We start from the raw sequence: 19,295 nt of genomic DNA, 5'->3' as shown, positions 1-19,295 counted from the left end.
GATGATCATGGAACTCAATAACGATCGCTTTCTGCGCGCCTTGGCGCGTCAGCCGGTGGACCGCACGCCGGTGTGGATGATGCGTCAGGCAGGACGTTATCTACCGGAATATCGCCAGCTGCGTGGCCAGGCCGGCAGCTTCATGGACCTGTGTCGCAATACCGAACTGGCCTGCGAGGTCACGCTGCAACCGCTGGAACGCTATCCGTTGGATGCCGCCATCCTATTCTCGGATATTCTGACCATTCCCGATGCCATGGGCCTGGGATTGTATTTCGAGACTGGCGAGGGCCCCAAGTTTCGCAAGCCGGTACGCACCACTGAGGCTGTTGCCGCTCTCAAGGTGCCGGACACCGAGCGCGATCTCGACTACGTGATGAACGCCGTGCGTACCATTCGTAGTGAACTGAATGGTCGAGTGCCGCTGATCGGTTTCTCCGGCAGTCCCTGGACATTGGCCACCTACATGGTCGAAGGGGCTTCGAGCAAGGACTTCCGGCATGTGAAGACCATGCTCTACGATACACCGGATGCCATGCATCACTTGCTCGATCTGCTGGCCCAGGCGGTGACCGATTACTTGAATGCCCAGATTCGTGCCGGTGCCCAGGCGGTACAAATCTTCGATACCTGGGGCGGTACCTTGTCGACTCCCGCCTATCTGGAGTTCTCACTGCGCTACATGGAACAGATCGTCGCTGGCCTGATTCGCGAGCATGACGGGCGCCGGGTGCCGGTGATCCTGTTCACCAAGAATGGCGGGCAGTGGGTGGAACATATCGCCAGTGCCGGCCCCGATGCCGTGGGCCTGGACTGGACTACCGAATTGTCGCAGGCACGGGCACTGGTCGGCCATCGTGTAGCATTGCAGGGTAATCTCGATCCCAATGTGTTGTTTGCCAAACCGTCGGCGATTCGTGCCGAGGTGGCACGCATCCTCGATAGCTATGGTGAAGGGCCAGGGCATATCTTCAATCTGGGGCATGGCATTAGCCAGTTTACCGATCCCGAGCGTGTCACCGCCTTCATGGAGGCGCTGCATGAGCTGAGCCCGGCCTATCACCGCCGGATCCACAATGCCTGAGTTCCTTTGCCTCAAACGCTGGTATGAGCGACGCTGGCTCTGGGCCTTGCTGGCCGTATTGGCGGCAGTGGCGATAGCTGTCGGTAGTTTGACGCCAGGCAGTGAAATGCCCGAGCGGCTGCCGTGGGACAAGTTCAACCACTTTGTCGGCTATGCCGGCCTGGCAGGGCTGGTGGGGCTGACCGGGTGGCGGCCGGCGCCAACTTTTCTGATCGTGGCGTTTTACGGCATCGTCATCGAATATCTGCAGATGGCGGTGCCTGGACGCAGTGGTGGCGATTGGCAAGACATTCTGGCCAATTCTCTGGGGGCGGCCATTGCCGTGTTGTTGCTGAAGGCCCTGCGCTGGGGCGCTTTTCGCCGTCAGGGATAGCCGCCGCCGATCAGCGTTGAGTCCGTCGGGCTGCTAGGCTATCTTGCGCAGCCCGCCATTCGCTCGGCGGCCTGGCATTCACTTCCGTCATACGAGGGTCCAAGATGACCAAGTCTCTCGACGCCAACTGGTTCACCGAAGTCTACGACAGCCACGCTAGCGCCTTCTCGTTGAAGGTCACGGAGAAGCTGCTCGATGTGCGCAGCCCTTACCAGCATCTCGAAGTCTATGCCACCGAGACTTACGGCAACCTGATGGTGCTTGATGGCTGTGTAATGCTCACCGATCGTGACAACTTCCTCTATCACGAGATGATGGCGCATCCGGCGCTGTTCACTCATAGCGATCCCAAGCGGGTGGTGATCATTGGTGGCGGTGATTGCGGCACTCTGCGCGAGGTGCTCAAGCATCCGGGTGTCGAGCATGTCACCCAGATCGATATCGATGAAGAAGTCACCAAGGCCGCAAAACGGTTTTTCCCCGCCTTGACCGAATCCAACGACGATTCGCGTGCCGAGCTGCTGTTCGCTGATGGCGTGAAATGGGTCGACGAGGCTGAGGAAACCAGTATCGATGTCATGATCATCGACTCAACCGATCCGGTAGGCCCGGCGGAAGGTCTGTTCAAGACCGATTTCCTCAAGCGTTGTCACCGTATTCTCAAGGAGGGTGGGGTCATCGTTCAGCAGAGTGAGTCGCCGCTCTATCACAGTGGCTCGATCATCCGTGATCTGCGCCAAGGCATGCAGGAGGCCGGTTTCTCGAGCGTTGCAACCCTGCCATTTCCGCAACCGGTCTATCCTTCTGGGTGGTGGAGCGCGACACTCGCCGGCAAGGAGTGCGACGTGACTCGCTTCCGCGAGGCCGATGCCAGTGCCTCTGACCTAGCGTTCGATTACTACACTGCCGACGCCCACCGTGGTGCCTTGGTACTACCGCCTTTCATGCGTCGTCTGCTGGATTGAGCGGATAACGTTTTTCCCTTTACTGACCCCTCCCTAGTCGCTGCCCCAGCATCTCGTCATGCTGGGGCAGCTGTTCCTTGGCATCAGGGCGGCGCGATGGTGTGGCAGTGGTGAGTATTTTGCACCTTGGTGGTGCCATCTGAACGATCGAATATTAGCTATTGCTGGAAATTGCCAAGAAGAAGCCTGATATTTTGCTGTTTTTCCTGCGTTGAATAAATGTTATCGCCAGAATGTCACGTGGTTGGAACAGTCTTTGCTAAGGTGCATGACACATGCGCAAGCATGCACGAATTCCATACTATCCGAGGGAACTATCCATGTCGTACAAAAACAACAAGCTGGTAATGCTGACCTCCGTCGCTGCTCTGGTGCTCGGGGCAACGTCAACCGCTCAAGCCGCCACGCTTGATGATGTCAAGCAGCGGGGTGTGGTGCAGTGTGGGGTCAGTGATGGCCTGCCGGGCTTCTCGGCACCCAACGACCAGGGTGAATGGCAAGGTATCGATGTCGATGTTTGTCGTGCGGTGGCTGCTGCCGTCTTCGGCGACTCCGAGGCCGTGCGCTATGTGCCACTGAACGCCGTGGAACGTTTCACCGCCCTGCAGTCGGGCGAGGTCGACGTACTATCACGTAACACTACCTGGACCACCACACGTGACACGACGCTGGGGCTGAACTTCGCCGGTGTGACCTTCTACGATGGCCAAGGCTTCCTGATCTCGTCCGATCTGGGGATCAGTAGCGTCCAGGAACTCGATGGCGCGGCAATCTGCATTCAGGCAGGCACCACCACCGAGCTCAATGTGGCTGACTATTTCCGTGCACACGAGATGCAGTTCGATCCTATTGTCTTCGACACTTCCGAGCAGACAGTGGGTGGCTTCGAGGCTGGTCGCTGCGATGTCCTGACCTCGGACACCTCCCAGTTGGCCGCGTTGCGTATCCAGCTGTCCGACCCGAGTGGTGCCATGATCCTGCCCGAGGTGATCTCCAAAGAGCCGCTGGGGCCGGTGGTTCGCCAAGGTGACGATCAGTGGTTCAACATCGTCAAGTGGTCGCTGTTCGCCATGCTCAACGCCGAGGAGTTGGGCATCAGCAGTGAGAACGTCGACGAGATGACGAATTCCGAGAATCCCAATATTGCGCGTCTGCTCGGCCAGGATGGCAACTACGGCGAAGGCATGGGACTTTCTGCTGACTGGGCTTATAACATCATTAGCCAGGTAGGCAACTATGCCGAGATCTATGATCGCAACGTGGGTTTGAATTCTCCGCTAGAGATCGAACGCGGCGTCAATGCTTTGTGGACCGAAGGCGGTCTTCAGTACGCGCCACCGGTACGCTAAGCGTTCCGCCTGAGGCTTCGGTATGACCGAAGCCATGTATCGGCCCAGGGCCGGAAGATCCCGGCCCTGAGAGCCGTTCTCGATTCTGTTTGACTCCTGGCGGAGACATTCTCATGTCTGCTAGATCCAAGCTCCCTGCCCAGGGCCCAAAACCTCCATTCTGGCGTGACCCCGCCAAGCGGGCCCTGGCCTTCCAGCTAGTGTTGGTGGCGGCTGTCGCGGCCTTCCTGCTGACCATCATCGGCAATACTCAGGACAATCTCGCGGCACGCGGTATTACCACTGGCTTCGGCTTTCTTACCAACACGTCGGGCTTTGGCATCGTTCAGAGCCTGATCGATTATTCGTCTCAGAGCACCTATGGGCGCACCTTCGTGGTTGGGTTGCTCAATACCCTGCTGGTATCCGGTCTGGGTGTGTTGGCGGCGACCATCATCGGCTTTACCGTCGGTATCGCACGCTTGTCACCCAACTGGCTGATTGCTCGGCTGGCTAACGGCTATATCGAGATCTTCCGTAATATCCCGTTGTTGCTGCAGATATTCTTCTGGTATTTCGCTGTGCTACGGGCCATGCCTAGTGCTCGGGAAAGTCTTTCGCTGGGCGAAGTAATCTTCCTCAACGTGCGTGGGCTTTATCTGCCCCAGCCCATGTTCGAGTCCGGCTTTGGTTTGATTCCATTGGCCTTGGCCATCGCTATCGTCGCCAGTATCGCACTGCTGATCTGGAACAAGCGCCGCCACGAGGCGACGGGACAGCGGTTGCCGGCAGGTTGGATCGCCCTTGCACTGATCGTGGGTTTGCCGCTAGGGGTGCTGGTAGTGACCGGCGTGCCGGTGACTTGGGATATCCCGGAACTGGGGGGCTTCAATTTCCGGGGTGGAATCACCGTGATCCCCGAGTTCCTCGCCTTGTGGCTGGCGCTGTCGATCTATACCGCCTCTTTCATCGCCGAGATCGTGCGCTCGGGAATCCAGGCGATTTCCCATGGCCAGACGGAAGCTGCCCAGGCTTTGAGTCTACCCCAGGGGCTGGTATTGAGACTGGTGGTCGTTCCTCAGGCCCTGCGTGTGATCATCCCGCCACTGACCAGCCAGTATCTCAACCTGATCAAGAACTCCTCGCTGGCCACGGCTATTGGCTATCCCGACCTGGTGTCGGTGTTCGCCGGTACCACGCTCAACCAGACGGGGCAGGCGATCGAGGTCATTGCCATGACCATGGCGGTCTACCTGACCATCAGCTTGCTGGTATCGATGTTCATGAACTGGTTCAACGCCCGCGTGGCGCTAGTGGAACGCTAGGAGAAGCGCCATGATCCATAACCACAAGACGATCGAGGCGCGTCCGGCGCCGTCCAGTACCATCGGGCCCATCGCCTGGCTGCGCACCAACCTGTTCAGTGGCCCGATCAATACGCTCTTTACCCTGCTTGCCCTCTATCTGCTGTATCTGCTGTTAGTGCCGGCGATTCAGTGGGCGCTTATCAATGCCGACTGGATTGGCACCAGCCGTGAGGATTGCTCGCGCGAAGGGGCCTGCTGGGTATTCGTCAATGCACGTATCGGGCAGTTCATCTACGGTTTGTATCCGCGTGATGAACTCTGGCGAGTCAACGTGATCTTCGCTGTTTTCGCCATATTGGTCGCCTGGCTGGCAATCCCTCGGCTGCCGCTCAAACGCTGGGTAGCGGCGGTGACCTTGATAGTGTTCCCGATATTCGTTTACTTCCTGCTCTATGGGGGCTACTTCGGGCTACGCGTGGTCGAGACTCACCGCTGGGGCGGGTTGATGCTGACCTTGGTGCTGGCGGTCGTCGGCATGGTCGCTGCCTTGCCGATCGGGACCCTGCTGGCCTTGGGGCGGCGCTCCCATATGCCCATCGTCAAGAGCTTCAGTGTGGTGTTCATCGAGTTCTGGCGTGGTGTGCCCTTGATCACGGTGCTGTTCATGGCCTCGGTGATGTTGCCGTTGTTCATGCCTACCGGTGTCAGTGTCGATCGCTTGGTTCGAGCCCTGATCGGCATCACCCTGTTCCAAAGTGCCTACATGGCCGAAGTGGTGCGCGGTGGCTTGCAGGCGATCCCGCGCGGACAGGAAGAGGCTGCGGCGGCGTTGGGCATGGGCTACTGGAAGCGCATGGGACTGATCGTACTGCCGCAGGCACTGAAGATGATGATTCCCGGTATCGTCAATACCTTCATTTCCCTGTTCAAGGACACCACCCTGGTGATGATCATCGGGCTGTTCGATCTATTGGGGATCGTTCAAGCGGCACTGTCGGATTCGCGCTGGCTGGGGTTCGCGCTGGAGGGCTACGTTTTCGCCGGGCTGATGTTCTGGATCTTCTGTTTCAGCATGTCGCGTTACAGTCAGTACCTCGAGCGTAAGCTGCATACCGGTCACAAACGCTGAGCAAGCAAGGACAATCATAATGCGTGAACAAGCTTCCATCTCTCAGGCCAGCACCACGGCCACGATGGTCGAGATGCGCGGCGTCAACAAGTGGTATGGCGACTTCCATGTGCTGCGCGATATCGACCTGACGGTCGCCCGCGGCGAGCGTATCGTCATCTGTGGACCCTCGGGGTCCGGCAAGTCGACGCTGATTCGCTGCATCAATCATCTCGAGGAGCATCAGCAGGGCGAGATCGTGGTCGCCGGCATGCCATTGACCCAGGACGTCAAGCGTATCGAACAGATCCGCCGGCGGGTTGGCATGGTGTTCCAGCACTTCAATCTGTTTCCTCACCTGACGGTGCTGGAGAATTGCTGTCTGGCACAAATGTGGGTGCAGAAGAAACCGCGCCGCGAGGCGGAGGAGCGTGCCATGCAGTACCTCGAACGCGTGCGTATCGCCGAGCAAGCCCGAAAATATCCGGGCCAGTTATCGGGCGGCCAGCAGCAGCGAGTAGCGATCGCCCGTTCGCTGTGCATGCATCCGGAAGTCATGCTGTTCGACGAACCGACCTCGGCGTTGGATCCGGAGATGATCAAGGAAGTGCTCGATGTCATGGTCGAACTGGCCGAGGAAGGCATGACCATGCTCTGTGTGACCCACGAGATGGGCTTTGCCAAGACCGTGGCCGACCGGGTGATTTTCATGGACCAGGGGCAGATCATTGAAGAGAACGCGCCGGAGCCGTTCTTCCATAACCCGCAGTCCGAGCGCACCCAGTTGTTCCTGAGCCAGATTCTTGGCCACTGAACCAGGCAGCGACAAGGCAGAAGAACAACGCCCCAGCCTTCATCAAGCTGAGCGCTGTCCTTCAGGAACGTGAGTGTTACAAGCGTGGCTCGTGGCGCGGTGTCGGCTCCGGAGTGGCGTTGGCGGCCATGTCCAGGGTGGGTTCACTCTGGCGCTGGCGCCTTGCCGAGGCAGCCGGTTGGGTAACGCGAGCTGCGCCGAGTACGGTATCCTCGACATCGTGCCGGCGGGCGGCACCGGTCCAACTGTCGTTGGTATCGTGTACTGCAGGACGGCGGTCGAAGGAGCGTGTGATGACCTCTCCCGGGGCGAAGCCCGCCCGCTGGTTGACCAGAAAGTGGGGAAGTAGCCACAGTTCGGCGAGCAGCCGGGCCCCAACCATGGCCAGCAGCAGGATGCTGATTCCCAGAATCAGTTCAGGCCAGGCCTGTGACCAAGCCGTTTCGGCAAGCCAAGGGGTACGTGGTGCTAGCCAGGCGACACCTGTCATCAGTAGGCCGAGCTGGATGACCAGATGGCTGAATATCAAGGTGCGCCGTGACAGGGGACGACGCGGAAACAGAAACTGTCGCATTTGAGGGATCTCCCGGTGAATCGGCACTCTCGATGCTGGCCGGTTGCGCCGACCTCCATGCCGGCGCCACCGATGCTACCTCACTTCTTGGGAAAACTGCAGGGGCTAGGTTCGAATAGCGATATTGACCACCCGCGCGACCCTTGCCAATCTCGATAAGGTAAGTATCGCGGTGTCAGCAACCCAAGGAGCGTAAGTTTATGACGACCTATATTGTGGTGGCGGACTCGGCCCGGGCGCGCGTTTTCACCCGTGATGCCTTGCAACTGGTGGAGCAGGATAGTCTCGTGCATGCCGAAGGGCGCTTGCATGAAGGCGACTTGGTGACCGATGGCCGTGGTGACGTGCATGAGTCGACCGCGACCACTGCACGTGCGTCAGGCGGAGAGAATGCCGCTTCCAATCATCATGCCGAGATGTTCGCCAAGGAAGTGGCCGAACGTATTTATCGAGCACGCGTCGATAATCACCTCCAGAAGCTGATACTGGTGGCGCCACCGCGTTTTCTGGGACTCCTGCGTGACAAGCTCGACTCTCCTTCCGGCAAGTTGATCATTCATACCCTGCCCAAGGACCTTTCCAAAGCCAGTCAGTCCGAGATTCAGGAGGCTGTCAGCGACCTGCGCTGAGCATCTTCGTTTTTTGGCTGTCTTCGTTTTTTGGCTAAAGCCTGGGTTATCCCGGCCGATAGGGAACAACGGCGGCGCGTGGCACCCGCGTGCCGCCGTTCTGGAAAACTCCCTATTTCCGCGAGAGTGCCCATGGTTTCTTCCCTGCGTATACGCATTCTGATCGCTACCTTGGTGGTGATCGCTCTGGCACTGGCGTTCAATGGTATCGCCAGCTATCTGACTGTGAAGTCCCACAACGATAATCAGGTAAGCCAGCAACTGGCATCCTTGACCCAAGGTCATGCTCGAGCGATCGGCGAATGGGTTGGTGCGCGAACCCGTATGATCGAAGCGGCACGTGCCCCGGTGGCAGGTGACGATCCGGTCACGGCACTGGTCCAGTTGGCTGAATCTGGCGGCTTTCTATCAGCCTACCTTGGCAAGCCCGACGGTAGCCTGATCGCTTCCGATGGCTGGGTACCGCCCGACGACTATGACCCACGACAGCGTAGCTGGTACATCGATGCCACCAACCGTGGTGGAACCATCGTCTCGTTACCCTACGTGGACGCCAATTCAGGACAGATGGTGGTGTCTTTTGCCACTCCGGTCGAACGAAATGGCAAGCTGGTTGGCGTGATTGGCGGAGATGTGGTGATCGACACTATCATTGCCGACGTTGCGACAATTCAGCCGACACCTTCGAGTTTCGCCTTCCTGAGTACGGGGGGCGAGACACTGATCGCTCACCCCAATTCGGACCTCATTCTGGAACCTGTAACCCGACTGAGTGGCTATTTGACGCCTCAGACGATGGAGGCTCTGGGACACGAAAGTGACTGGCGCGCCGTCGATATCGAAGGGCATGGCAAACGCCTGTCAGTGGTGCCTATCGCGGGCAGCGATTGGGAATTGGGTGTGGCGCTCGATACGCGTGAGGCCAATGCCGGCCTGCGAGGTGTCATTCACTCCTCGTTGATCACGTTACTGGTGGTGGCGGCCATGGCTACTGTACTGCTCGGGATGTGGCTAAAGCGCTCCTTGGGCGGCCTGGTGAGGGCCCGCGATGCGATGGAAAACATCGCCAGTGGCAGTGGCGATCTGACACGCCGCCTACCGGAAGAAGGGCGTGATGAAGTGGCGCAGATTGCCTCGGCATTCAACCGTTTCGTCGCCAAGATGGAAGCGGTGATGCTGACTATCCGGGATAGCAGCGAAGCCGTGCGTGTTGCCGCCACTGAAATCGCCAGTGGTGGTCAAGATTTGTCGCAACGCACCGAAACCGCCGCTTCTAGCCTGCAGCAGACCTCGGCCTCGATGGAAGAGATCACCAGTACCGTGGAGCATACCGCTGAGTCTTCGCGGCAGGCCGATTCGCTTTCCCAGTCGGCGTCCTCGGTGGCAACGCGCGGTGGTGAGGTGGTGTCCCAGGTGGTCAGTACCATGGAAGACATCACCGCTTCTTCGCGGCAGATCGCCGACATCGTGACGTTGATGGACGGCATCGCCTTCCAGACTAACCTGTTGGCGCTAAACGCCTCCGTGGAGGCGGCACGGGCCGGCGAACAAGGCCGTGGGTTCGCCGTGGTCGCCGGTGAAGTACGTCAACTGGCAAGCCGCTCGGCATCGGCCGCGCGCGAAATCAAGGCGCTGATCGACACCTCGGTGGCCCGGACCGAAGACGGGGCCGAGTTGGTGCGCACTGCCGGCACTACCATGGACGAGATCGTCTCCAGTATTACGCGGGTGGCCGACGTACTGAGCGAGATCACCACGGCTACCGCCGAGCAGAGCGACGGTATCGGTCAGGTCAACGTGGCGGTTTCCGAGCTCGACCGCATGATTCAGCAGAATGCCGCCCTGGTCGAAGAGTCGACCTCCGCCGCCGAGCAACTCAAGGAGCAAGCGGATCGGCTGGCAACGGCCATAAGTGGATTCACCCTGACTGAGGGGCATGCTCCACCAGGTGTACCACGGCTGTCTGCACCGGGGTCTCGGTCTCGCGAAGAGGTTCGTCGGCAACGCGAGCTGGTCTGAGATGGCTAGTATCGCGCTTTGAAATACCGATCCCATTCGGTCTTGGCTGAGTGGGATCGCTTTCTTGTCGACGGGAAAGCGGGGTGCTAGGGAATATAGGGCAGGTCGATCTCGTCGCTGCGTTCGATACCTTCGGTCATCTGTCGACACAAACGTAGGAATTCGCGTATCCCGGTAGTCAGGTACTTGTGGCGATGCCAGATAAAGGTGAACTGACGCCGAAGATCCAGTTCCGGTGTAGGAAGCGACACCAGGCTTCCCCGACGGAAAGCATCGCGTAGCGCCAGACGCGACACGCAGCCGATGCCCAGTCCCGATTCCACGGCGCGCTTGATGCCTTCGGTATGTTCCAGCTCGAGCAGGATATTGAAGCGCCCGCGACGATGCCGAGCGGCATGCTCCAATGTCAGGCGTGTTCCTGAGCCCTGCTCGCGCATGATCCAGTCGGCACGCAGCAGGCGGTCCATGTCCACTTCGCCAGCTTTGGCCATTGGGTGGTGCGGCGAACAGAACACCACCAGTTCGTCTTCCACCCAAGGCTGCATCACTACGTCCTCGTGCTGACAATCGCCCTCGATTAGACCCAGATCAAGTTCGTGCTGCACGATGCGTTCGATAATGGCAGAGGTATTGCGTACTTGCAGCCGTACTCGGCTGTCTGGATGGCGCTGCAGGAAATCGCTGATCAAGAGGGTGGCAAGGTAATTACCGATGGTCAGGGTGGCGCCCACATCGAGTGAACCGATGCCACGCTGACCACGCAACAGTTCCTCTATCTCCTCAGCGCGGTCGAGCAGGGCAACGGCTTTGGGCAGGATTTGGAAGCCCAGCGCATTGAGCTTGAGTCGCTTGCCGATGCGGTCGAGCAATTGGCAGTCGAACTGGCGCTCCAGCTCGGCCAGCGCCGTGCTAGCCGCCGATTGTGACAAGGCCAGGGCACGTGCGGCCCGCGACACACTCTCATGCTGGGCAACGGCGACAAAGACTTCCAACTGACGCAGGGTATAGCGCACGATGAACTCCTGAGAATCTGTATATCCATATTATAGATAAGGTTTATCCATACAACCCATTTAACAGATATGAAGCGAGCACTTAGAATTGTCATCAAAGTTTAGGTGGCAGCGTTATTCGCCAGTGGAATATGAAAGGAGCCGGTCGTGAGCAAGTTTGCCTTGGAAGAAGTTCTTAGCGTTCATCACTGGAACGACAGCCTGTTCAGTTTTCGCACGACGCGGGAACGTAGCCTGCGTTTCAAGAATGGCCAGTTCGTGATGATCGGCCTCGAAGTGAATGGCAAGCCCCTGATGCGGGCCTATTCCATTGCCAGCCCCAATTATGAGGATCATCTCGAGTTCTTCAGCATCAAGGTTCCGGATGGCCCGCTCACCTCACGCCTGCAGCATCTCAAGGTTGGCGACCAGATCATGGTCAGCCGCAAGCCTACCGGCACCTTGGTCACCGATGACCTTCTGCCTGGGCGCAACCTCTATCTGCTGTCTACCGGTACCGGTCTGGCGCCGTTCATGAGCCTGATCCAGGATCCCGAAGCCTACGAACGCTACGAAAAGATCGTGCTGATCCACGGCGTACGCAACGTCAGCGAACTCGCTTATGCGGACTTCATCACCAAGGAATTGCCAGCCCACGAATACCTGGGCGAAGAGATCAGCGAGAAGCTCGTCTACTACCCGACGGTTACCCGTGAGGAGTTCCATACCATGGGGCGCCTGACCGACCATATCAGCAGCGGCAAGCTGTTCGAGGATACCGGCCTGCCGGTGATCGACCCCAAGCAGGACCGCGCCATGATCTGCGGCAGCCCGGCGATGCTCGACGACACTAGCGCCTTGCTTGACGACCTCGGCTTCCAGATCTCACCGCGTATGGGGGAGCCCGGCGACTACGTGATCGAGCGGGCCTTTGTCGAAAAATAAGTTAGAAGCGTGAAGAGCGCCGCTTCGCGGCGGAAGCTGGAAGAGAAAAACCCCTGCGGGCGTGAATTGCAGGGGGTTTTCTTTGTTCGTCGGTACCTATCAAGCTCTGGCTTCGAGCTTTCAGACCGCGTCCTTGCCGGTTTCGCCGGTGCGGATACGAATGACCTGCTCCAGCGGTGAGACGAAGATCTTGCCATCGCCGATCTTACCAGTGTTGGCGACTTGGGTAATGGCGTCGATGACCTGTTCGGACATGTCGTCGTCCACTGCCACCTCGAGCTTTACCTTGGGCAGGAAGTCGACCACGTATTCGGCTCCCCGGTACAACTCGGTGTGCCCCTTCTGTCGTCCGAAGCCCTTGACCTCGGTGACGGTGATGCCCTGAACGCCGATCTCGGAAAGTGATTCCCGAACGTCGTCGAGCTTGAACGGCTTGATGATGGCAGTCACCAGTTTCATGGTCCTTCTCCTCGCATCTGTTGTGCGGGTGGCGCACCGAGCCCCCACATGATCTTTAGCATTGCCGAGCGGTGTTGGCTGTCAAGCATACACCGCTCGAGCGGGGATTAAAAAAGGCCCCCCGGAGGGGGCCAGGGGAGCACGCCAGCTCACTCGGTTCGGCGCGATCACTTCTTCGCGCCGTTGAATTCGGGGTAGGCTTCCAGGCCACATTCAGCCAAGTCGACCCCTTCGTACTCTTCCTCTTCGCTGACCCGGATACCCATGATGGCCTTGAGGATCAGCCATACCGCCAGGCTGGCGAGGAAGACCCAGGCAAAGATACCGATGATACCAATGATCTGGGCGCCAAAAGAGGCATCGGCATTGCTCACCGGCACTACCAGGACCCCCCAGATGCCGACCACACCATGCACCGAAATGGCACCGACCGGATCATCGATCTTGAGCTTGTCGAGTGCCACGATGGAGGCAACCACGATGGCTCCACCGATAGCACCGATAATGGCCGCGCCCAAAGCGGGGGGCGAGAGCGGGTCGGCAGTGATCGCTACCAGCCCGGCAAGGGCGCCGTTGAGGGCCATGGTCAGGTCAGCCTTGCGGAACCACAGCTTGGCCAGCACCAGGGCGGCAATCACGCCAGCCGCAGCGGCGGCATTGGTGTTGACGAAGACTTGAGCGACGTTATTGGCGGAAGCGGCGTCGGACATCTTCAACTCGGAACCGCCGTTGAAGCCGAACCAGCCCATCCACAGGATGAAGGCGCCCAAGGTCGCCAGCGGCATATTGGCGCCGGGAATGGCGTAGATACTGCCGTCCTTGCCGTACTTGCCGGCACGGGGGCCGAGTACCAGTACACCGGCCAGAGCGGCGGCTGCACCTGCAAGGTGCACGATGCCGGAACCGGCATAGTCGGAATAACCGACTTCGGAAAGCCAGCCACCGCCCCAGGTCCAGTAGCCTTCCACCGGGTAAATGATACCGGTCATGATCACGGCGAAGGCCAGGAAGGTCCACAGCTTCATACGCTCGGCCACGGCTCCGGAGACGATGGACATGGCGGTGGCCACGAACACGACCTGGAAGAAGTAGTCTGAACGCATGGAGTAGTAGGGGGCATCCTCACCGCCGGCGGTGATGGCATCCAGCGAATTCTCGACACCGATCAAGACGCCAAGGTTGGGCAGGAAACCGCCGCTGTCGCTGGAGTACATGATGTAGTAGCCGATCAGCAGGTACATGGTACAGGCCACGGCGAACAGGGCGAAGTTCTTGGTCAGGATCTCGGCGGTATTCTTGGAGCGCACCAGACCCGCCTCGAGCATCGCAAAGCCGGCGGCCATCCACATGACCAGCACACCGCAGATCAAGAAATAAAACGTATCGAGCGCATAAGTCAGCTCTGAAAGTTCTGTCATTGGGTAATCTCCTGAGCCAGCGTTATTTTTCGGTAGTTACGTTGGCGTAGAATTCCTGCGTACTTAGCGGGCGGAAGGGCAATCAGACGGCATCGGCACCACGTTCTCCGGTACGAATCCGTATGACATCTTCCAGCGGTGTCACGAATAGCTTGCCGTCGCCGATCTTGCCACTGTTGGCGGCGGTGCGGATGGCATCGAGAACGGCTTCCAGGCGGTCATCGTCCACTGCGACCTCAACCTTGACCTTGGGTAGGAAATCGACGACATACTCGGCGCCACGATAGAGCTCGGTATGACCTTTCTGGCGACCGAAGCCCTTGACCTCGGTCACGGTGATGCCCTGTACGCCGTTGTCGGCCAGCGCTTCCCGGACATCGTCAAGCTTGAATGGCTTGATAATGGCGGTGATGAGTTTCATCTCAGATCTCCCGTCAATGGCGTGCTATTAAATAGGCTTGCGCCTATTGTGCATCAAGCGCAAAGCATGCCATGATTGATTAACCTATTTAAAATCAGTGTGTTATGTTTATTTTTGCGTTGCGGCATGAATTGGCGATTACCGCGGTGACCACTCTGTGCGCAAATATGGTGCGCGCGCTCCATGTTGATGCATCAAGTTGGCGCATGCGTGACAAGGCGCTCTTGCGTATCCTGTAGGAATTCATGTGCCACTGAGCGAGGAGCGACCCCATGGTGAGCAATGACCGTATCAGCCGACTGGCCCAGCGGCTTGGAGAACGTCTTCAGGACGCGTCGCATGCTCCTGAGGAACTGCAGCGCGGGGTACAGCAGGTTGTACGTGGGGCCTTTGATCGGCTGGAACTGGTATCGCGGGAAGATTTCGATATCCTGATGGACGTCCTGCAACGTACTCGCGCGCGCGTCGAGACGTTGGAGAAGCAAGTGGCGGCTCTTGAGGCGGCGTTGGAAGCCCGGCAAACGCTGGGGACTCCAGTGATCGAGCACCATGGCGATACTCCGCCGGCCGAAGACGCCGGAGCCGGGGAAACGGCCGAACCGTCTCCGCGCGACGGCGATTGACGACAATACTAACGAAGAGCACGACGTGATCGGACATCGGTGTGCCACCGATACCGAATGATGATGGGCGTCGTGACGTCAGGGATGAATGACAATGTGCAAGGAACGCCGATGACGCTGGCTCTTATCAATACGCGTGCCAGTCTGGGGTTGGACGCCCCCGAGGTTCTGGTTGAAGTCCACCTCGCCAATGGCCTGCCGGGGGTGACCTTGGTAGGGTTGCCCGAGACAGCGGTCAAGGAGAGTCGAGAACGGGTGCGTAGCGCCCTGATCAATGCCGGCTTCGAGTTCCCCAACACCCGCCGCATTACCTTGAATCTGGCGCCCGCCGACCTGCCCAAGGAAGGAGGGCGTTTCGATCTGCCCATCGCATTGGGCATCCTGGTGGCGTCAGGCCAGATACCGGCCGAGGCATTGGAGGGCGTAGAGTGCCTGGGGGAATTGGCGCTCGATGGGCGTCTACGCCCAGTGCCCGGTGTATTGCCGGTCGCGCTGGCAACGCGTCGTGCTCGGCGGCGCTTGTTGGTACCGCAGGCCAATGCCGATGAAGCCGCCTTGGCTGGGGACTTGGAAGTCCTGCCTGCCGACCACCTGCTAGAGGTGGTGGCACACCTATTGGGGCATACGCGGATCAAGGCACATCGGCTCCAAATGCCTGCTGCGCCCCCTGAAGCTACCGCCGATCTGCTCGAAGTACGAGGGCAACATCAGGCTCGGCGTGCCTTGGAGGTCGCGGCGGCGGGTGGTCACAACCTACTGTTTGCTGGCCCTCCAGGCACTGGCAAGACCATGCTTGCCAGCCGCCTGCCTGGCATTCTGCCGACGTTGACCGAAGATGAAGCACTGGAAGTGGCTGCGATCCGCTCAGTATGCGGATTGCCATTACGCGAACAGTGGGGACAGCGTCCCTTCCGTGCCCCGCATCACACCGCCAGCGCCGTGGCATTGGTGGGTGGCGGCTCCAAACCGCGTCCTGGCGAGATCTCCCTCGCGCACCAAGGCGTGTTGTTTCTCGATGAGCTTCCTGAGTTCAGCCGCAGCGTACTCGAGGTGATGCGTGAACCCATGGAGTCGGGATGCATTTCCATCTCCCGGGCCAGCCACCAGCGCCAATATCCGGCACGCTTCCAACTGGTGGCGGCAATGAATCCCTGCCCCTGTGGACATCTGGGTGATCCTCGTCAGCGTTGCCAGTGCACCGCCGCCCAGATCCGGCGCTACCAGGCACGGTTGTCCGGACCCCTGTTAGATCGAATCGACTTGCAGGTGGAAGTGCCGGCATTGCCTCCAGAACAGTTGACCTCGACCCAGCATGGGGAAAGCTCGGCCCAGGTACGTACCCGGGTAGAGGCAGCGCGCGAGCGCCAGTATGCCCGCGGTGGCCTGAATGCCCATCTACCGGGTCGTGAACTGGAGGCGGCCTGTGCACTGGGAGCCGCAGAACGTACTTGGTTGGCCGAGGTGCTGGAACGTCTGAACCTTTCGGCACGGGCTTACCATCGCGTACTGCGTGTCGCCCTGACGCTCGCCGACCTGGCCGGAGAGGCACACCCCGCCAAGCCACAGTTGATGGAAGCCATCGGTTATCGTCAGTTGGATCGGCTGCTCAGGCGCACCTGAGCAATGCGGGAACGCCATAGTGATGAGCACCATGGTGACCGCTTTCTCTTGAGGGATCGAATTCTCTTCGGCAAACGATGGAACCGGGTAGCTACCCGCATCAACTAAGCTGGTAACGTACCCCAACGCTAGCCAAGGAGGCTCGATGAACGAGACGGAGATCGCTGAGATGGATGCCTCCGCTCTGATCGATTCTTATCGACATGACTGGGTCTCGCCGCACGAGGCGGTGGCGAACGCCTTGGAGCGCATCGATCGCTACAATCCCGTCATCAACGCCTTTTGTCATGTGGATCATGAGGGGGCGCTGGATGCTGCCCGTCAGGCAGAGGGTCGTTGGCAGCGAGGTCAGCCGCTGGGGCCGGTGGATGGGCTACCGGTGACGATGAAGGACTTGACCCAGGTGCGTGGTATGCCGGCGCGTGAAGGGACGCTGATCTCTGACCCTGCACCATGCGAGGAGGATGCGCCACCGGCACGACGGCTACGCGATGCGGGAGCCATCATTCTGGGCAAGACCACCACGCCCGAGTACGGCTGGAAGGGCGTCACCGACAGCCCGCTGACGGGAGTGACCTACAACCCCTGGGATACACGGCTTACGCCTGGTGGTTCGTCGGGTGGTGCTGCCGCAGCCTGTGCGCTGAATCTGGGGGTGCTGCACCAGGGAGGCGACTCTGGTGGCTCGATACGAATTCCTGCTTCCTTCACTGGTACCTTCGGTTTCAAATCGACGTTTGGTCTGGTGCCTCAATGGCCGCCCTGCTCGTTGCCGTCGATGTCGCATATCGGGCCGATCACGCGCAGTGTCGACGATGCGATACGCATGCTCAACGTCATTGGTCGCTATGACTCTCACGATAGTTATGCCATCGCTGCAGCGCCGGAGGACTGGGGGGAAACCACTCGCCAGCCCCTCGAGGGCGTGCGTATCGGACTAATCACCAAGGCGCGTCGTGTCGGGGTTGACCCACAGGTTACCGAAGCCGTCGAACGAGCGGCAAAGACGCTGACCGAGCTGGGTGCCGAGGTGGTACCCAGCGATCTCGATCTGCATGAAGCTGGCGAAGCTTTCAAGGTTTTGTGGTTCACGACGACCTGGCGGTTGTGCTACCAGATGACCGAGGCCGAGCGCCACCAGATCAGTCCGGGATTGCTGGAAAACGCTTGGCGTGGTGAAGCGTTCAGTGCCAATGATGTCCTCGTCGCCGAAGAGGCCAGGGCCACCTTGACGTCACGCTTTGAAGCGCATTTTCGTAATGACTTCGACCTGTTTCTGATGCCAAGCGTGGCGGTACTGCCATTCGCCGCAGGTCGGGAGGTGCCCGAAGGCAAGGGGATGAGCGACTGGATGGATTGGACCCCGTTCAGCTATCCCTTCAACCTGACGCGTCAGCCGGCCGCATCGATACCTTGCGGGTTCAGCGCCGAGGGGCTCCCGATTGGCTGTCAACTGGTGGGAGCGCGTTTTCAGGATCGCGTCGTGCTGCGTGCTAGCCGCGCTTACCTGCATGCCGTACCGCCGCGCTTTCCCATCGCGCCGTACGTTGGTGGGCGAGATCCGGGTTGATGCCGATGTCGCCCGATAGCCTGTCGCTGCCTGTCGCCATTGGGCTCTTTCTGGTATGTGCCGGGGTGATCGGCGTAGCAGGAACACGCCTGGCTCGCATCGTCGACGAACTGGCTGACCGCACCGGGCTTGGCGAAGCGGTGGCAGGCGCGGCCTTGCTGGGGATGGCAACGTCGCTATCGGGTAGCGTGCTATCGGTGTCCGCGGCGTGGGCTGACCGCCCGGAACTGGCCATGAGCAACGCACTGGGAGGCATAGCCGTCCAGACCCTGTTTCTGTCCATCGCCGATGTCGCCTACCGGCGTGCCAATCTGGAGCATGCGGCAGCTTCCCTTGGTAACCTGATGCAAGGCACGCTGTTGTTGTGCTTGCTGGCCCTATTGCTGGTGGGCCGTTTCTCCCCGGACATAAGCCTATGGCACGTTCATCCGGTGACGCCACTGCTGTTCTTTGCCTACGCGTTCGGCTTGCGCCTGGTCAACAAGGTGCATGTCAATCCCATGTGGCGTCCCGCGCGCACGCTGGAGACACGCCTCGACGAGCCGGATGAGGCATCCATGCGTCGCTCGCTGACGGCGTTATGGGGGGCATTCGCTGTGATGGCCATCGCGCTGGGGCTTTCCGGTTGGGTGCTCGAACGCAGTGCCTCGAGCATTGCCGCGAATACCGGCCTCAGCCAGACGACGGTAGGGGTATTGCTGACCTCGGTGGCGACGTCCCTGCCCGAGCTGGTGACTACGCTGGCGGCCGTGCGTCGGGGAGCGCTGACCTTGGCTGTCGCCGGGATCATCGGGGGAAACGCCTTCGATACCCTATTCGCTGCCGCCGCCGATGTCGCCTACCGAGGCGGTTCGATCTACCACGCCGTACCCGATTCGGTCGTGCTGTGGATCGCCCTGTCGCTGCTGATGACGGGCGTCATGCTGGCCGGGCTGATTCGCCGCGAGGAACAGGGCCCCGGCCGCATCGGCTTCGAGAGCGTCACGGTTATCGGCTGTTACCTGGCGGGGGTACTCATGGTCATGCTGGGGGGGACCGGCGAGTAG

19 protein-coding genes are annotated in these 19,295 nt (G+C 59.7%); 14 read left to right on the top strand and 5 right to left on the bottom strand.

The window, feature by feature from the left end:
• The first annotated feature begins 7 nt into the window (after positions 1-7).
• The 7 genes from hemE to L861_RS18580 all read left to right on the top strand — a co-directional run bounded on the left by hemE (position 8) and on the right by L861_RS18580 (position 6,979).
• On the top strand, positions 8-1,084 hold the full coding sequence (hemE, locus tag L861_RS18610) for a uroporphyrinogen decarboxylase (protein ID WP_027947947.1): 1,077 nt from the start codon (positions 8-10) through the stop codon (positions 1,082-1,084).
• Complete coding sequence (locus L861_RS18605) at positions 1,077-1,457, top strand: VanZ family protein (RefSeq protein WP_016418195.1); 381 nt, start codon at positions 1,077-1,079, stop codon at positions 1,455-1,457. Before hemE ends, L861_RS18605 begins: the two co-directional genes overlap by 8 nt.
• A gap of 104 nt (positions 1,458-1,561) precedes the next feature.
• Positions 1,562-2,422, top strand: coding sequence for a polyamine aminopropyltransferase (gene speE, locus L861_RS18600; protein ID WP_016418194.1), 861 nt, complete (start codon positions 1,562-1,564; stop codon positions 2,420-2,422).
• Positions 2,423-2,769: 347 nt separating this feature from the next.
• Positions 2,770-3,771, top strand: a complete 1,002-nt coding sequence (locus L861_RS18595) for an amino acid ABC transporter substrate-binding protein (RefSeq protein WP_144063080.1) — start codon at positions 2,770-2,772, stop codon at positions 3,769-3,771.
• 113 nt (positions 3,772-3,884) lie between these two features.
• Positions 3,885-5,075, top strand: coding sequence for an amino acid ABC transporter permease (locus L861_RS18590; RefSeq protein ID WP_016418192.1), 1,191 nt, complete (start codon positions 3,885-3,887; stop codon positions 5,073-5,075).
• Positions 5,076-5,085: 10 nt separating this feature from the next.
• Positions 5,086-6,186, top strand: a complete 1,101-nt coding sequence (locus L861_RS18585; protein ID WP_016418191.1) for an amino acid ABC transporter permease — start codon at positions 5,086-5,088, stop codon at positions 6,184-6,186.
• 64 nt (positions 6,187-6,250) lie between these two features.
• Positions 6,251-6,979, top strand: coding sequence for an amino acid ABC transporter ATP-binding protein (locus L861_RS18580; protein WP_035568903.1), 729 nt, complete (start codon positions 6,251-6,253; stop codon positions 6,977-6,979).
• A 76-nt stretch (positions 6,980-7,055) separates the two neighbouring features.
• Here L861_RS18580 and L861_RS18575 read toward each other — a convergent pair whose 3' ends face one another.
• A complete protein-coding gene (locus L861_RS18575; RefSeq protein ID WP_016418189.1) occupies positions 7,056-7,553 on the bottom strand; it encodes a hypothetical protein in 498 nt (165 codons plus the stop codon).
• Positions 7,554-7,753: 200 nt separating this feature from the next.
• Here L861_RS18575 and L861_RS18570 point away from each other — a divergent pair, with 200 nt between their 5' ends.
• Positions 7,754-8,182 (top strand): host attachment protein, encoded by a 429-nt coding sequence (locus L861_RS18570; protein WP_016418188.1) that lies wholly within the window; start codon positions 7,754-7,756, stop codon positions 8,180-8,182.
• 132 nt (positions 8,183-8,314) lie between these two features.
• A complete protein-coding gene (locus L861_RS18565) occupies positions 8,315-10,201 on the top strand; it encodes a methyl-accepting chemotaxis protein (protein WP_016418187.1) in 1,887 nt (628 codons plus the stop codon).
• 86 nt (positions 10,202-10,287) lie between these two features.
• Here L861_RS18565 and L861_RS18560 read toward each other — a convergent pair whose 3' ends face one another.
• Positions 10,288-11,214: a LysR family transcriptional regulator gene (locus tag L861_RS18560; RefSeq protein ID WP_016418186.1), complete on the bottom strand. Its 927-nt coding sequence runs from the start codon at positions 11,212-11,214 to the stop codon at positions 10,288-10,290.
• Between the two features lie 147 nt (positions 11,215-11,361).
• On the opposite strand from L861_RS18560, the gene L861_RS18555 reads away from it, so the two are divergent.
• Positions 11,362-12,138 (top strand): ferredoxin--NADP reductase, encoded by a 777-nt coding sequence (locus L861_RS18555; RefSeq protein ID WP_016418185.1) that lies wholly within the window; start codon positions 11,362-11,364, stop codon positions 12,136-12,138.
• A 120-nt stretch (positions 12,139-12,258) separates the two neighbouring features.
• Here the strand turns inward: L861_RS18555 and glnK are convergent, their stop codons facing one another.
• The 3 genes from glnK to L861_RS18540 all read right to left on the bottom strand — a co-directional run bounded on the left by glnK (position 12,259) and on the right by L861_RS18540 (position 14,436).
• Entirely contained in the window at positions 12,259-12,597 is a 339-nt protein-coding gene (gene glnK / locus L861_RS18550) for a P-II family nitrogen regulator (protein ID WP_016418184.1), read from the bottom strand.
• A 167-nt stretch (positions 12,598-12,764) separates the two neighbouring features.
• Complete coding sequence (locus tag L861_RS18545) at positions 12,765-14,015, bottom strand: ammonium transporter AmtB (protein WP_016418183.1); 1,251 nt, start codon at positions 14,013-14,015, stop codon at positions 12,765-12,767.
• Positions 14,016-14,097: 82 nt separating this feature from the next.
• A complete protein-coding gene (locus L861_RS18540) occupies positions 14,098-14,436 on the bottom strand; it encodes a P-II family nitrogen regulator (protein ID WP_016418182.1) in 339 nt (112 codons plus the stop codon).
• 272 nt (positions 14,437-14,708) lie between these two features.
• Here L861_RS18540 and L861_RS18535 point away from each other — a divergent pair, with 272 nt between their 5' ends.
• The 4 genes from L861_RS18535 (at position 14,709) to L861_RS18520 (ending at position 19,295) form a co-directional block, all read left to right on the top strand.
• Entirely contained in the window at positions 14,709-15,059 is a 351-nt protein-coding gene (locus L861_RS18535; protein ID WP_016418181.1) for an accessory factor UbiK family protein, read from the top strand.
• A 111-nt stretch (positions 15,060-15,170) separates the two neighbouring features.
• On the top strand, positions 15,171-16,679 hold the full coding sequence (locus L861_RS18530; RefSeq protein ID WP_016418180.1) for a YifB family Mg chelatase-like AAA ATPase: 1,509 nt from the start codon (positions 15,171-15,173) through the stop codon (positions 16,677-16,679).
• A gap of 145 nt (positions 16,680-16,824) precedes the next feature.
• Entirely contained in the window at positions 16,825-18,249 is a 1,425-nt protein-coding gene (locus tag L861_RS18525) for an amidase (RefSeq protein WP_016418179.1), read from the top strand.
• Positions 18,249-19,295 (top strand): sodium:calcium antiporter, encoded by a 1,047-nt coding sequence (locus L861_RS18520; protein ID WP_016418178.1) that lies wholly within the window; start codon positions 18,249-18,251, stop codon positions 19,293-19,295. The genes L861_RS18525 and L861_RS18520 overlap by 1 nt, the downstream gene beginning before the upstream one ends.

The sequence above is a fragment of the Litchfieldella anticariensis FP35 = DSM 16096 genome (assembly GCF_000409775.1).
GTDB lineage: Bacteria > Pseudomonadota > Gammaproteobacteria > Pseudomonadales > Halomonadaceae > Litchfieldella > Litchfieldella anticariensis.
Note: the sequence above shows the minus strand (reverse complement) of the source record. Positions and strands in the feature narration are given on the sequence as shown.

What these genes read in the sequence shown, in the direction of transcription:
- hemE (WP_027947947.1), top strand. Translation starts at nt 8, where the DNA reads ATGGAACTCAATAACGATCGCTTTCTGCGCGCCTTGGCGCGTCAGCCG.
- L861_RS18605 (WP_016418195.1), top strand. Translation starts at nt 1,077, where the DNA reads ATGCCTGAGTTCCTTTGCCTCAAACGCTGGTATGAGCGACGCTGGCTC.
- speE (WP_016418194.1), top strand. Translation starts at nt 1,562, where the DNA reads ATGACCAAGTCTCTCGACGCCAACTGGTTCACCGAAGTCTACGACAGC.
- L861_RS18595 (WP_144063080.1), top strand. Translation starts at nt 2,770, where the DNA reads ATGCTGACCTCCGTCGCTGCTCTGGTGCTCGGGGCAACGTCAACCGCT.
- L861_RS18590 (WP_016418192.1), top strand. Translation starts at nt 3,885, where the DNA reads ATGTCTGCTAGATCCAAGCTCCCTGCCCAGGGCCCAAAACCTCCATTC.
- L861_RS18585 (WP_016418191.1), top strand. Translation starts at nt 5,086, where the DNA reads ATGATCCATAACCACAAGACGATCGAGGCGCGTCCGGCGCCGTCCAGT.
- L861_RS18580 (WP_035568903.1), top strand. Translation starts at nt 6,251, where the DNA reads ATGGTCGAGATGCGCGGCGTCAACAAGTGGTATGGCGACTTCCATGTG.
- L861_RS18575 (WP_016418189.1), bottom strand. Translation starts at nt 7,553, where the DNA reads ATGCGACAGTTTCTGTTTCCGCGTCGTCCCCTGTCACGGCGCACCTTG.
- L861_RS18570 (WP_016418188.1), top strand. Translation starts at nt 7,754, where the DNA reads ATGACGACCTATATTGTGGTGGCGGACTCGGCCCGGGCGCGCGTTTTC.
- L861_RS18565 (WP_016418187.1), top strand. Translation starts at nt 8,315, where the DNA reads ATGGTTTCTTCCCTGCGTATACGCATTCTGATCGCTACCTTGGTGGTG.
- glnK (WP_016418184.1), bottom strand. Translation starts at nt 12,597, where the DNA reads ATGAAACTGGTGACTGCCATCATCAAGCCGTTCAAGCTCGACGACGTT.
- L861_RS18545 (WP_016418183.1), bottom strand. Translation starts at nt 14,015, where the DNA reads ATGACAGAACTTTCAGAGCTGACTTATGCGCTCGATACGTTTTATTTC.
- L861_RS18540 (WP_016418182.1), bottom strand. Translation starts at nt 14,436, where the DNA reads ATGAAACTCATCACCGCCATTATCAAGCCATTCAAGCTTGACGATGTC.
- L861_RS18535 (WP_016418181.1), top strand. Translation starts at nt 14,709, where the DNA reads ATGGTGAGCAATGACCGTATCAGCCGACTGGCCCAGCGGCTTGGAGAA.
- L861_RS18530 (WP_016418180.1), top strand. Translation starts at nt 15,171, where the DNA reads ATGACGCTGGCTCTTATCAATACGCGTGCCAGTCTGGGGTTGGACGCC.
- L861_RS18525 (WP_016418179.1), top strand. Translation starts at nt 16,825, where the DNA reads ATGAACGAGACGGAGATCGCTGAGATGGATGCCTCCGCTCTGATCGAT.
- L861_RS18520 (WP_016418178.1), top strand. Translation starts at nt 18,249, where the DNA reads ATGCCGATGTCGCCCGATAGCCTGTCGCTGCCTGTCGCCATTGGGCTC.